The 12926-nt window shown below is 54.9% G+C and carries 10 protein-coding genes; 6 read left to right on the forward strand and 4 right to left on the reverse strand.

The annotated features are described in order from the left end of the window. Positions 1–207 precede the first annotated feature (207 nt). Entirely contained in the window at positions 208–546 is a 339-nt protein-coding gene (locus AC27KL_RS11170) for a PadR family transcriptional regulator (RefSeq protein WP_487169707.1), read from the forward strand. Between the two features lie 7 nt (positions 547–553). Next, positions 554–1099: a DUF2812 domain-containing protein gene (locus tag AC27KL_RS11175; protein WP_487169708.1), complete on the forward strand. Its 546-nt coding sequence runs from the start codon at positions 554–556 to the stop codon at positions 1097–1099. 155 nt (positions 1100–1254) lie between these two features. On the opposite strand, the gene AC27KL_RS11180 is transcribed toward AC27KL_RS11175, so the two are convergent. Then, the gene (locus tag AC27KL_RS11180; protein WP_487169933.1) at positions 1255–2823 is read right to left on the reverse strand and encodes a catalase; all 1569 of its coding nucleotides are present in this window, start codon (positions 2821–2823) and stop codon (positions 1255–1257) included. Positions 2824–3125: 302 nt separating this feature from the next. Here AC27KL_RS11180 and AC27KL_RS11185 point away from each other — a divergent pair, with 302 nt between their 5' ends. The 4 genes from AC27KL_RS11185 to AC27KL_RS11200 all read left to right on the forward strand — a co-directional run bounded on the left by AC27KL_RS11185 (position 3126) and on the right by AC27KL_RS11200 (position 9907). Next, entirely contained in the window at positions 3126–3575 is a 450-nt protein-coding gene (locus AC27KL_RS11185) for a MarR family winged helix-turn-helix transcriptional regulator (RefSeq protein ID WP_487169709.1), read from the forward strand. A gap of 64 nt (positions 3576–3639) precedes the next feature. Further along, positions 3640–4128 (forward strand): VOC family protein, encoded by a 489-nt coding sequence (locus AC27KL_RS11190; RefSeq protein WP_487169710.1) that lies wholly within the window; start codon positions 3640–3642, stop codon positions 4126–4128. Position 4129: 1 nt separating this feature from the next. Then, positions 4130–4516 carry a VOC family protein gene (locus tag AC27KL_RS11195; protein WP_487169711.1) on the forward strand — a complete coding sequence of 129 codons (387 nt, stop codon included), beginning with the start codon at positions 4130–4132 and terminating at the stop codon, positions 4514–4516. Positions 4517–4897: 381 nt separating this feature from the next. Then, positions 4898–9907 (forward strand): rhamnogalacturonan lyase family protein, encoded by a 5010-nt coding sequence (locus AC27KL_RS11200; RefSeq protein ID WP_487169712.1) that lies wholly within the window; start codon positions 4898–4900, stop codon positions 9905–9907. A 91-nt stretch (positions 9908–9998) separates the two neighbouring features. On the opposite strand, the gene AC27KL_RS11205 is transcribed toward AC27KL_RS11200, so the two are convergent. The 3 genes from AC27KL_RS11205 to AC27KL_RS11215 all read right to left on the reverse strand — a co-directional run bounded on the left by AC27KL_RS11205 (position 9999) and on the right by AC27KL_RS11215 (position 12818). Continuing rightward, positions 9999–10466: a DinB family protein gene (locus AC27KL_RS11205; RefSeq protein ID WP_487169713.1), complete on the reverse strand. Its 468-nt coding sequence runs from the start codon at positions 10464–10466 to the stop codon at positions 9999–10001. Between the two features lie 269 nt (positions 10467–10735). Continuing rightward, complete coding sequence (locus tag AC27KL_RS11210; protein WP_487169714.1) at positions 10736–11560, reverse strand: phosphoenolpyruvate hydrolase family protein; 825 nt, start codon at positions 11558–11560, stop codon at positions 10736–10738. 31 nt (positions 11561–11591) lie between these two features. Further along, positions 11592–12818, reverse strand: coding sequence for a Tm-1-like ATP-binding domain-containing protein (locus tag AC27KL_RS11215; protein WP_487169715.1), 1227 nt, complete (start codon positions 12816–12818; stop codon positions 11592–11594). Positions 12819–12926 lie beyond the last annotated feature (108 nt).

The raw sequence follows: 12926 nt of genomic DNA on the forward strand, positions 1-12926 counted from the left end.
GCATTATATTTTTGCACGCCGAAAGTGACGTTCGTTTTTCATTTAACAAATAACTAAAACAAAAAAATGGAAGATGCCGCATCACCCCGTTTAAGGAGGACCAACACATCACATACCGCAGATTTTATATTGACATTCGATATAACCGATCTTAATATATCGTTAGATGATATATCGAAACTCATTATATTTCGGAGGAAAACACCGTTGAAATCACCTCAACAGATGCTGCCGCTGACCGAAGCTTTTTATTATATATTGATTGCCTTGTACAAAGAGCCCGCGCATGGTTACGGGATCATGCAGGATACGGAAAAAATGAGCGGCGGCAGAGTGAAAATCGGCGCGGGAACGCTGTACACAGCGCTGAATACGTTGCTGAAAAAAGGACTGATCGATCATTATCCTATGCCTGAAGGCTCGGACCCCCGGCGTAAAATGTACCAAATTACACCTGACGGAAAAACCGTTGTCGCTGCGGAAATCGTTCGGCTGAAGGAGCTTCTGGCGGCAGGCGAACAGGCAGTAAATGAAACGAAGGAGTGACGAATGCATGGGTGAGCATTTGGAGAAAAGATTCCGCTTCACGACAAGCTGGAACTATGAGAAAGAAGAAGAATGGTTAAATGAATTGTCCGCTCAGGGGCTCCACCTTAAGAAAGCGGGGACATTCCATAGCTTATTCACGCGCAATCCTTCGGTACGGTACACCTACCGTTTGGATTATCAGCCCGGACTCGGGACGGAACGCCTGCAGGAATACAAGGATTTGTATGAAGACGCCGGATGGGAATATGTATCTTCTTACAAAGGCGCGTGGCATTATTTCCGCACGGAATGGGAATCGGGTGACCTCCCGAAGCTGTATACGGATACCGAATCTTTGACCGAGCATTACAAAAAAATTCAGCGCGTCATCGGAATATTGATACTTACGAATGTCATCATTTTCTCAACCAATATGGTCAATGTATTGAACCATTACAGCGGGGTGTGGGGAATCATCCTTCCTGTAGCCTGCATTTACGTGCTTTTATTCGGTTTGTTGGGGTACGGTTATGTGAAAACAGGGAAAAAGATCAAAAAAATAACCTCCTAACGGCGCCGGTAATTTTTTTACATGCTGAAACAGAACAAGCGCTATGGGATCCTTCAAAAAACAAGCTAACCAGACGCAGAGATTCCGGAGAAAGTTTGCGCTGGTTAGCTTTTCGTTTTGCGGTCCTTCTAGTTTTCATTCACATCCAGCTAAAATTAATAAGAATCGCTCTCGTGACCTTTGCGCTCCGCCTCTTGCACCGCTTCATGCGTGCCGGTCGCCCCAAGCGGGCCGTGATCCTTGCTGGCTCCATGCTGCTTGAGACCTTCGGCGACGCGGCGGCCGTAATCCGGATCGCATTTGGTCAAATGCTCGATCATTTTGTTCTGGATGACCGGTCTGCAGGAGGCCAGCCCGTTCACGAGGTTGCTGATCAGCTCGTCCTTTTCGAAGTCGCTGAACGCCCGGTACGTTTCTCCCGCCTGCTTGTAATCGTTCGTCCGGTCGATGGTCTCGCGCACCAGCTTGCCTTCCACATGCGGCGTGTATTCGGCGCTGGTTCGTGATGCTTCCTGCAGCCCGTTTAACGATGAAGGCTCGTAATTGATATGCGGGTTTTGGCCGGGAGCCAGGTCCACGTGATACGTCATCTGCCCGTCGCGCTGGTTGGTAGCCACCCGCTTTTTCGGCGCGTTGATCGGCAGCTGCAAATAGTTTGCACCGACGCGGTAACGTTGGGTGTCCGAATAAGATAACGTGCGGCCTTGGAGCATTTTATCATCGGAAAAATCCAGCCCGTCCACGAGAACGCCGGTTCCGAACGCCGCTTGCTCGACCTCCGCAAAATAATTCTCCGGATTTTTGTTCAGCACCATCCGTCCGACCGGAAGCCACGGAATTTGCTCTTTCGGCCACAGCTTCGTATCGTCCAGCGGATCAAAATCCAATTCCGGGTGCTCATCGTCGCTCAAAATCTGCACGAACAGCTCCCATTCCGGATAGTCGCCGCGCTCGATCGCTTCGTACAAATCCTGCGTGGCATGGTTGAAGTTTTTCGCCTGAATCGCTTCGGCTTCCTTCTGGGTCAAATTTTTGATGCCCTGCTTCGGCTCCCAATGGTATTTGACGAGCACCGCTTCCCCTTTGTCGTTCACCCATTTGTAGGTGTTCACGCCGGAGCCCTGCATTTGCCGGTAATTCGCCGGGATTCCCCACGGGGAGTAGACAAACGTCACCATATGCATCGTTTCCGGCGAGTTCGAGCAAAAATCGAAAAAACGCTCGTTATCCTGAATGTTCGTCACCGGATCGGGTTTGAAGGCGTGGATCATATCGGGGAATTTGATGGCGTCTCGGATGAAAAAGATTTTCAAATTGTTGCCCACCAGGTCCCAGTTCCCGTCTTCCGTATAAAATTTGACCGCAAACCCCCGCGGGTCGCGCAGCGTTTCCGGGGAATGCCCGCCGTGAATCACCGTGGAAAACCGGACAAAAACGGGGGTTCTTTTGCCTTCGCCCTGAAACAATTTGGCCCGGGTATATTTCGAAACCGGCTCGTCGCCCACTTTCCCGTAGGATTCGAAATACCCGTGCGCACCCGCGCCGCGGGCATGCACCACCCGTTCCGGCACACGTTCCCGGTCGAAATGGGTGATTTTTTCGATGAATTGGTAATTTTCCAGCGTTGCAGGCCCGCGGTTGCCCACGGTCCGGATGCTTTGATTGTTGGTAACCGGATGGCCCTGTCGCGTAGTCAACGTCATGTCGTCTTCTCCGGTGCCCATCCGCCGATCCAGCGCATCGCCCGCGCCCGTGACCGAAGTTCCGTGTTCTGATGGTTTTTGTTCGTTCGCCATTAGGTCGTCGCCCTCCATAAAAGCAAAATTTTGCCTTGTATACTCTCGTCTAAGGTAGATTTGCCCAAGGGATTTCTTTTTATACGGATCGAAAGCCGTCTCCCCTTTCTTCTTCAAGCTTCAGAAGTCTGCGGCTCGGTTCGGACAGCCATTGAAAGATGCCCATTGACAAAGGGGATCTGGATCGTCATGATCTAGTTAGAATTCTAACTAGTTTGAGGTGCATGAACGTGAAGGAGCGAAACTCCGATTGGAAATGGCAGGACGGTCCCATTGGACGATTGATGAAGATGGGGTACATTACGCTTCGCAAGGATGTCGAGGAAATGCTGAAACCCTTGGGGCTGACGCATACGCAATGGAGCGCGCTTCGCATCATCCGGCAATTCCCGGGCATCACTTCCTCCCAAATCGAGCCGATCCTGATGATCGAACGTCCCAGCGTGACGAGCCTGATGAACGGTCTGGAGAAAAAAGGGCTTATCGTGCGCAAGGATCACCCGGAAGACGGCCGGTTCAAGCTGATCTACCTGACCGACGAAGGCGTGCGGACGGCCGATGAAACGGAGCGGTTTGCCGCGGACGTCGAAAACAAGGTCAAGGCTGGCCTTACGCCCGAGGAGTTCGACTCGTTGAAGAAGCTGTTGGTCAAAATGGTCGGAATATTCGAGAAGCGGTAAAATCCGCTTTTTTCGACCATGTAGTTAGAATTCTAATTAGTTTGTTAAAAGGAGAGAATTTGTAATGGATGAATTGGATCAACATGGAGAACAACCGCGCTTTCATTGGCTTGGATTCCATCATGTCGCCTTGGTAACCCCGGATTTGGATGCAACGATCCGCTTTTATGAGGACATTCTCGGCATGAAAGCGGGCAACATTTACCCGGCGATGAAACAGCGCGGCAGGCATTGCTTTATCAAGCCGGGCGACACCGATGCATGGGGGCTTCACTTTTTTGAATATCCCGATGCCGAAATAACCTCAAGCGCCGATGCGATCCGCCGTCTGATGGACGATCCCGGTTCCGCGGACTTGTACCGATTCGTGCCGGGAGCGCTGCAGCATATCGCGTTTGCGTTGGCTTCCGAGCAAGAGGCCATGGCTCTGCGCCATACACTGCAGCAGCAAGGCATCGTTATGACGGATATTTACGAGCAAGGAGCCCTCCGCAATTTTATATTCGTCGATCAGAACGGCGTACAAATCGAAGCCGCGTGGGAGGTAGAATAACATGCGTTTAAACCATTTGAATCTATGCGTCCGCGACCTGTCCGAAGCCAAAGATCTATTTCAAAACCTGTTTGATTTCGAAGTAGAGCAGCAAAAAGGAGACGCCATTCTGGTCATGAACGACCGCTGCGGCTTCACCCTCGTCTTAAGCAACCCGCAAGCATTTGGGGGCGAAGCTCCCGTCTACCCGGAAGGTTATCACGTGGGGTTTATCGTGGATACGCCGGAAGAAGTCGACCGGTTATGCGACAGGCTGACCGCCGCCAGCATGCATGACGGAACCCGGCCGCGCAATATTCGGGGCGGATACTCGCTATATTTTACCGTCTTGGGCGGGATCCTGTTCGAGGTGACTTGCTTTGAGCGAAAGCAGATTACGGCGCAATAGGCTCCCTTCTCGGATGTTCACCGAGGCATTCCTCCGGGTTCGCCCGGACGAAAAGACCGCATAACGTCGGCACGCCGGCTGATGCGGTCTTTTTTGCGCCTTTCCGACGGAACGATGCCGCAAAAATATTAAAAATTGAAATGTCTGATTTTTAATGAAAAAGGACGGATTTTTGCATGGGCACGGCGCTTCGAACATCCTATCATTTGATTGGGCATTCGTTTTTGCCAATTTTTGCATAGGGGGGGTGTTAACTTCTAGAAAAAATGTCCGGATCGGTTTCCTTGTAGTGGCATCATCGATGCGCACCGTTTTGCAAGCGCTTTCTGTTGATTGAACGCACTTGAACAGATTCCATCAGAAAGAGGGTATGACCGTAATATGCGAACTTTGTTTTTCAAGCGTCCTTTTTTGACGCTCCTAAGCACCGCCTTGATCCTCATCCCTATGCTTCCTTCGGGCGCCGGGCGCGCCCATGCGGAAGAACCAAGCCCGCAGCATGTGCCGGAAGCGACCGTCACCGATTCCGTCTACGGTCCCTCCTCCCCTTCCCCGCTTGCCGGCGATGGCGAGTGGCGCTTTGACTTCGGTCTCGGGGCTGTCGCGGACGGATACATACAAGTTCAGGCATCCACGGCTTACTCCACGGAGCTGAAATACGGCTTTGCAGACCCGGCCAAAGTCACCGGCGCCGACAGGGGAACCCCGGATCCGGTCCGATCCGATTTTGTCATGCCGCAGGACACGTCGTTTATGGTCGACCTGCCGAACGGAGATTACACGGTGTCGCTGATCGCCGGGGACGAAGCGGAACCGACCGACATCGCGATCAAAGCCGAACGGATGCAAAAGGTCCAGCCCGCCTCCAAGCCGGCCGGCCAATATTTGGAGATGGATTTTGACGTGGCACTGGTCGACGGCCAGCTGAAGCTGGAGTTTTCCGGGTCAGCTCCGAAAATCAACGCCCTCGTGATCCGCAAGTTGCCTGACCGGCAGCCGGGCGGCGTGCCGACCGCATACATCGCTAGCGATTCCACGGCTCAAACCTATGATCCGTATTGGGATCCTCAAGCGGGATGGGGGCAAATGATCGACCGTTATTTCACGGGGGATGTCCGCTTTGATAACCGGGCCATCGGCGGCCGCAGCTCCAAAACGTTTATTACCGAGGGGCGGCTTGACGAAATTTTGCGGAGCATCGTCCCCGGAGACTATTTACTGATCCAATTCGGGCACAACGACGCGACGATCAGCCGCCCGGACCGTTACGCGTCTCCGGAGGATTACAAGGGGTATTTAAAAACCTACGTGCTTGGCACGAGGGAACGCGGCGCAACGCCGATCCTGATCACGCCGGTCGGCCGCAGGGATTTTAACGCCGATACGGGCAAATTCAACGTCAGCTTTCCGGAATACGTGCAGGCGATGAAGGAAGTCGCGCAAGAGCTCGACGTCAAGCTGGTCGATCTCAGCTCGCTCAGCGTCGCCTATTACGATTCCATTGGTCCGGAGGCCGCCAAATCGGTGTTCCTGTTCGCCGACCCGGGCGTGTACCAGGCGTTCCCGAACGGCGTGACGGACAATACCCACTTTCAGAAATACGGCGCCATCCAAATTGCCCGGCTTATTGCAGGGGGCGTGAAGGAGCTGGGTTTGCCTCTGTCCGGGTACGTCAAGGAGACCGACATGCCGGAAACCGTTCCCGCCAAACCGGAAGGGCTTACGGCCGGGAGCATCAGCAATGCCGGGGCAGTGCTCAAATGGAATCCGGTGGACGCGGCGGAAATGTATAAAGTCTACCGCAAACTCGCATCCGAGCCGGAAACGTCCTACGCCATGATCGGCACGACCACGGTTCCGTCGATGACGATCGGCGGCATGGCGGAAGGCGCGGCATACACCGTCCGCGTAACGGCCGTCAACGGACGCGGCGAATCGCCGGCCTCCGACGAAGTGCGGATCGGGACGAAATCGGCCGAATACCGGTTTGATTTCGGACCTGCCGGCTCCCCGGTCGCTGAAGGTTATACCGAGGTCAACCGCAACGTTTTGTATACTCCGGAACGCGGATACGGATTGACTTCAAGCGCCGGCATGGCCGACCGCGACCGCGGCAGCGTGACGGATGCCCTCCGGAGGGATTTTGTCATTTATTTCGGCGGCAGCTACGAATTCAAAGTCGATCTCCCGAACGGCTCCTACGCCGTCAAAACCTATACCGGGGATTGGATCGGCTCGACGAAAACGAACGTGAACATCGAGGGCAAAGACTACGGAACGGTCTCCTCCGGGAAAGAAAACATCGCCGAAAAAGTGTTCAACCAAATCGCGGTGACCGACGGCCAGATGAATTTCATTTTCAGCGGCCAAACCGCCCATTTGAACGGGCTGGAGATTACCCCGATCCTGCTTGCGCCCGCGTCGTTGACGGCCGACGAAGTCGATCTGGCAAACGATCCGGTGACGGTAAAGCTGTCTTGGCAGGCCTCGGAAGATGCAGCCAAATATCGCATTTACCGGCAGACGGAGGGTTCCGCGTCTCCCGCGCTGATCGGCGAAACGTCCGATACGGCCTTTGCCGACGCGACGGCCGATGTCGGCCAGACGTATGTTTACACAGTCACTTCCGTTGACGGCGCGGGCTTCGAATCGGTTCCGTCCGCCGGGCTAAAGGTCGCGACGATCGACCCGGGCGTGCCGACGGCAGCCCCGCCGAAAGGGCTGAAAGTCGAAGCCATTCATAAAAACGACGTCACGCTTGTCTGGACGAAAGCCGACGGCGCCCGGTTGTATAACGTATACCGCGCCGATCAAGAAAACGGGGAATACACGTTTGTCGGCCAGACCAAAACGAACGCCTACACGGACCCAACCGTCCTGACCACCATTCCTTATTATTATAAGGTGGCCTCGGTCAACGCGGGGGGCATCTCGCCGATGTCGGAACCGTTGAAGACCGAAGCGGTCACGACGCTCCATCGGGATATGGAATATCTGGACCGCGCCCCCGTTGCCGTGCGCACCGGCAAGGGCAATTACATCGGCTGGCGGATGCTTGGGCTGGATCCGGACGGCATCGCCTTTAACGTCTACCGGGACGGCGTGAAGCTGAACAAACAGCCGATCAAAGACCGCACGAATATGATCGATGCCAAAGGCAAAGCGGACTCGGTTTACAAGCTGACGACGGTCATCCAAGGCAAGGAACAGGCTGCGAGTGCCGAATTCGGCGTATGGCAGCAGCAATACCTTTCGGTTCCGCTGCAAAAGCCCGCCGACGCTTATACGAAAGACGGCCAGCCTTACACGTATGCGGCCGGCGACGCCAGCGTCGGCGACCTCGACGGGGACGGCGCCTACGAAATCGTAATGTTGTGGTCGCCGTCCAATGCGAAGGACAATTCGCAGAGCGGTTATACCGGCATCGTTTACATGGATGCATATAAACTGGACGGCACGCGGCTGTGGAGAATCAATCTCGGGCCGAACATCCGCGCGGGAGCGCATTATTCCCCGTTTCTCGTCTATGATCTGGACGGGGACGGGAAAGCCGAAGTGGCGCTGAAAACCGCCGACGGCACGGTGGACGGCCTGGGCAAGGTCATCGGAGATCCGAAAGCGGATCACCGGAACAGCTCCGGATACGTGCTGCTCGGCGACGAATTCCTCACGGTGTTTGAAGGGCCGACGGGCAAAGCGCTTTCGACGATCCCGTACGATCCGCCCCGGGGAGACGTCGGGTCTTGGGGCGACGCGTACGGAAACCGCGTCGACCGCTTCTTGGCCGGCGTCGCCTATTTGGACGGCGAGCATCCAAGCGTCATTTTCAGCCGCGGTTATTATACGCGCACCGTCCTGGCCGCCTACCGCTTCCAGGACGGCAAACTGACGCAGCAATGGCGGTTCGACACAAACGACAAAGGCTACGAAAGCTATGTCGGGCAAGGCAATCATAATCTGTCGATCGGAGACGTCGACCAAGACGGCAAGGATGAGGTGCTCTTCGGCGCCCTTGCAATCGACGATAACGGGAAACCGCTGTACAGCACCCAGCTTGGACATGGCGACGCGATGCACTTCGGCGATCTCGATCCAGAACGTCCGGGACTTGAAGTGTTCGGCGTACATGAACATAAAGACGCGACGTACGGGATGGAAATGCATGATGCCGCTACCGGAGAAATCCTTTGGGGCGTGTATACCGGCCTGGACACGGGCAGGGGTCTGACGGCGGATATCGATCCCCATTATCCGGGCGAGGAAGCTTGGGCTTCCACCATCACGAAAGAACAGCATGTTCCGATTTCGGGGCTCTACAGCGCCAAAGGAGAACTCATCGGCGAAACCCTTCCTTCTTCCACGAATTTCGCGATCTGGTGGGACGGGGACCTGCTGCGCGAGCTGCTGAACCATCAATGGAATAGCGAGCTCGGGGCCGGTCCGGGAACGATCGACAAATGGGATTACGAAAACAAAAAAACGGTCAATCTCCTGACGGCGGACGGCACGCTCTCCAACAATTTCACGAAAGGCAATCCGATGATCCAGGCCGACCTGTTCGGCGATTGGCGCGAAGAAGCCGTATGGCGCTCCGCCGACAGCACCGAGCTTCGAATCTATACGACGGTCGATCCGACGGAACACCGTCTGCGCACGTTGATGCACGATCCGGTGTACCGGCTTGGCGTGGCCTGGCAGAACGTCGGCTACAACCAGCCGCCCCATCCAAGCTTTTACCTCGGAGCGGGCATGAAGGAGCCTGCGGCGCCGCTGATTCGCTACGTCGGCGGGCCGGAAGATCCTGCGAAGGCGGAAGGCGTGCCCGGCAAGCCGGTCCTGTCCGATGATAACGGTCATGATACCGGCCTTCTGGACGGCGATTACACGATCGTCATGAACATGTGGTGGGGCAACAACGGCACGGAATATAAGCTGTACGAAAACGGAAAGCTGATCGATTCGCAAAAGCTGACGGACGATTCCCCTGCCGCCCAGGCGGCGTCAACGCCGGTTTCGGGACGTGCGGACGGCATCTACCAATATACCTGCGAGCTCACGAACGCCTTCGGAACGACCGTTTGCGAACCGCATACGGTAACCGTCAAGCATGCCGCCCCGGGCAAGCCGGTGCTGTCGGATGACAATTGGGACGGCGACGGCAGCTATCAGCTGACGATGAATCTTTGGTGGGGAACCAACGGGAACGTTTACCGCCTATACGAAAACGGCGTCCTCATCGACACCCAGACGCTGACGGCCGCCACGCCGCGGGCGCAGACCGCCGTCACCAGGGTCGAAGGGCGGACTCCGGGCGTGTACGAATACCAGGTCGAGCTGGAAAACGGCAGCGGAGTCACCAAAAGCGATATTCTAAAAGTGACCGTCAAATAGAAGGTGAAGCGGTTTTTCATAAAACAAGGGACTCGATCAAAAAACAGCGCTGCAGCTGGATGTCCGGCTGCAGCCTCTTTTAAATCATTTATTATTTTTTTGGAGGTTGTATCATCATAAACGGCAGCTTTTCAACTCCAACCATCCTTGCATACGTAAACAATTGACCTTTATGGTGGATTTCGTGGTCCTTTGCTGTTTCCAGCCATAATCTTCCGGTACCGATATAACCGTTAAACTCGAGTTCTTTTTCCAACTGTTCATCCTGGATCGAATTCAAATCTCTACGGGTCACTTCCGTCAATTCCCGGACGATGTTTCCGATTTCTTCCATCGTTTCGCATGGATTGATTTTTGCCGGTGGAGTAAACGTGCCGTTTTTGACCGTTTTTACGAACATGTCCGTTGCAGTGACGATATGTGTGATTAAAGAACCCATTGATATGGCATTCTCCCAAGGTTTAAAGCCGATGTGTTCATCGGGAACCAATGCAACCATTTCTTGAAGCACCAAACGATGCCGGAGCCATTCCTCAATATACTTCTCTACCCATGTCATGATCCATTTGCCTCCCTACATTTTCGTTGTTGCAACTCGGTCATTGCATATCTCTTTTTCGACGCTGTCTCCCGTAATCCTTGCGGTCTCTCCGCAAAACGGCGACAACCCGCCATCATGTACGTACGAACTTTGCGGGCTTGTAGACGCCGCGTGAAATCAAATAAGCCTCGGCCGCTCCATCCTCTTGGAATCGATTCCTTGGGGCATGGCAACGGCTAAGGCTTGATGAGTTGTATGTTTTCTGCGGGGATTTCAGTCCGGGCGTCTTATTTCAAAATGCTCTTGAACGCTTCGGTCTGCTGCTTGATGCCCACCTCCGTCGCAAAACGTTCGATGCTCGACGCTCCGAAAAATCCCTCGACGCCTTTTGTCCGGGACAGCACGTATTCCGCGTCTTCCGGTTCGGCAATCGGGCCGCCATGGCACAGGACCATGATGTCCGGATTAACCGCCTTGCCCGCGTCGCAAATCGCCTGGATTTTTTCGACGCAATCGTCCAAAGTAAGCGCCGTTTTCGCGCCGATGGTTCCTTTCGTCGTCAATCCCATATGCGCAACCAAAATATCCGCTCCGGCCTCGGCCATTTTTTTCGCTTGTTCCTCGTCAAACACGTATGGCGTGGTCAGCAGATCCAGTTCATGCGCTTTGCGGATCATGTCGACCTCCAGGTCGTACCCCATACCGGTTTCCTCAAGGTTGGCCCGGAACACGCCGTCGATCAGACCGACCGTCGGGAAGTTTTGCACGCCTGCAAAACCTTGTTCTTTCAGCTGTTTCAAGAAAATATCCATGATCCGGAACGGATCGGTTCCGCAGACGCCCGCCAGCACCGGCGTTTCTTTGACGACCGGCAGCACTTCATTCCCCATGTCCACGACGATTTGGTTCGCATCCCCGTAAGCCATCAGTCCGGCAAGTGAACCCCGTCCCGCCATGCGGTAGCGGCCGGAGTTATAAATGATGATGAGATCCACGCCGCCTGCTTCGGCGCTTTTCGCCGAAATGCCCGTTCCCGCTCCTGCGCCCAACAGCACGTTGCCTGCAGCAACCTCCGCTTTTAATTTTTTCAAAATTTCAGTTCTGGTTTTCATCGTATGTTTCCTCCTCCATATCGCGTTTGTTTCAGGTGGTTGTCCGGTTCGCTTTTTTCATCAGTTCGATCAATTTCTTCGCCGCCGCCACGGCAAAAGCTTTGTCGTTGATGTCGGTGTCGAGCTCGATCAGCTCTACCGTTTGGCGGTCAATCCGCTGTCTTAACGTGTCAAACAGCAATTCGTCCTCTTGCGTTCCATGGAACGGCTGCCCTTCCACGTCAAGCATGGACACGCCCTTCAGCGGAAGCATGAGCGCCGTCGGCCCCTGCGCCCGGTTTAATTTCTCCGCGATCACTTCGCCAAGCTTCCGGTTTTCCTCCACGGTCGTCCGCATTAAGGTTACCGATGGATTATGTTTGTACAAATTGCGGTTTTTGAACGCAGCCGGCACGGTATCGTACGGCCCGAAGTTGACCATGTCGAGCGCGCCAGTCGATACGACCTGGGGCACTTGGCAGCGGCCTGCCGCTTCAAGGCGATGCGGTCCGGCGGCAAGCACCCCGCCGACAAGCTCGTCGCACCATTCGGTCGTGGTCAGGTCCAGGACGCCGTCGATGAAGCCGCCTTCGATCAGGCTTTCCATCGTTTTGCCGCCGGTACCCGTCGCGTGGAAAACAAGCACTTCGTAGCCCTGCTGCTCCAAATATTCTCTGGCATAATTAACGCATGGGGTCGTCACCCCGAACATCGTCGCCGCGACCAGCTGCTTTTTATCCCGCGGCGGAGCCGATTCGAACTGCACCATGCCCGCGATGGCATGCGCCGCGTTCGCAAAGATCATGGTCGAAAAAGAGTTCAGCCCGGACACGTCCACGATCGACGGAAACATGACGATGTCGCTGGTGCCCACATACGGCTCGGTGTGGCCGGAGGCGACGGTCGAAACCATCAGCTTCGGAACGCCGATCGGCAACTCCCTCATGCCTGCGGTAACGATGGACGTGCCGCCGGTGCCGCCGAACGACAGGATGCCGTCGAATTTCCCTTCCGCATAAAGCTGCGGAACTATCCGTTCCATTCCCCTGGCGAGCGTCTCCGTCCCGGCGGACCGGTCCTTCCTTGCGGCAATCTCCCGGATGTCCGCTCCAGCCGCCTGCGCCACTTCGATGTTGGACACGTCGGGCGTAAACATCGGCTCGAATACGCCGCAGTGGATCGTAAACGTTGTTAAGCCAAGGTTTTCAATGACCGATTTCACGTACAAAAACTCTTCGCCTTTCGAATCGAACGTTCCGGCAATCGCAATCGTTTTCATGAAAACAACCTCCTTCACTTGAGCCTCAGGCGGCTACCCGGATCGGGCTGCCGTTCATACCCTTACAAGTTAAGGATACAGCGCTTTCATCAAAAAAGGATCGTATCC

It is taken from the genome of Paenibacillus sp. YAE3, assembly GCF_057546105.1.

Bases quoted from the DNA above. Each gene is read 5' to 3' on its own strand.
- AC27KL_RS11175 (WP_487169708.1), top strand. From the start codon at position 554: ATGGGTGAGCATTTGGAGAAAAGATTCCGCTTCACGACAAGCTGGAAC.
- AC27KL_RS11180 (WP_487169933.1), bottom strand. From the start codon at position 2,823: ATGGGCACCGGAGAAGACGACATGACGTTGACTACGCGACAGGGCCAT.
- AC27KL_RS11190 (WP_487169710.1), top strand. From the start codon at position 3,640: ATGGATGAATTGGATCAACATGGAGAACAACCGCGCTTTCATTGGCTT.
- AC27KL_RS11195 (WP_487169711.1), top strand. From the start codon at position 4,130: ATGCGTTTAAACCATTTGAATCTATGCGTCCGCGACCTGTCCGAAGCC.
- AC27KL_RS11200 (WP_487169712.1), top strand. From the start codon at position 4,898: ATGCGAACTTTGTTTTTCAAGCGTCCTTTTTTGACGCTCCTAAGCACC.
- AC27KL_RS11205 (WP_487169713.1), bottom strand. From the start codon at position 10,466: ATGACATGGGTAGAGAAGTATATTGAGGAATGGCTCCGGCATCGTTTG.
- AC27KL_RS11210 (WP_487169714.1), bottom strand. From the start codon at position 11,560: ATGAAAACCAGAACTGAAATTTTGAAAAAATTAAAAGCGGAGGTTGCT.
- AC27KL_RS11215 (WP_487169715.1), bottom strand. From the start codon at position 12,818: ATGAAAACGATTGCGATTGCCGGAACGTTCGATTCGAAAGGCGAAGAG.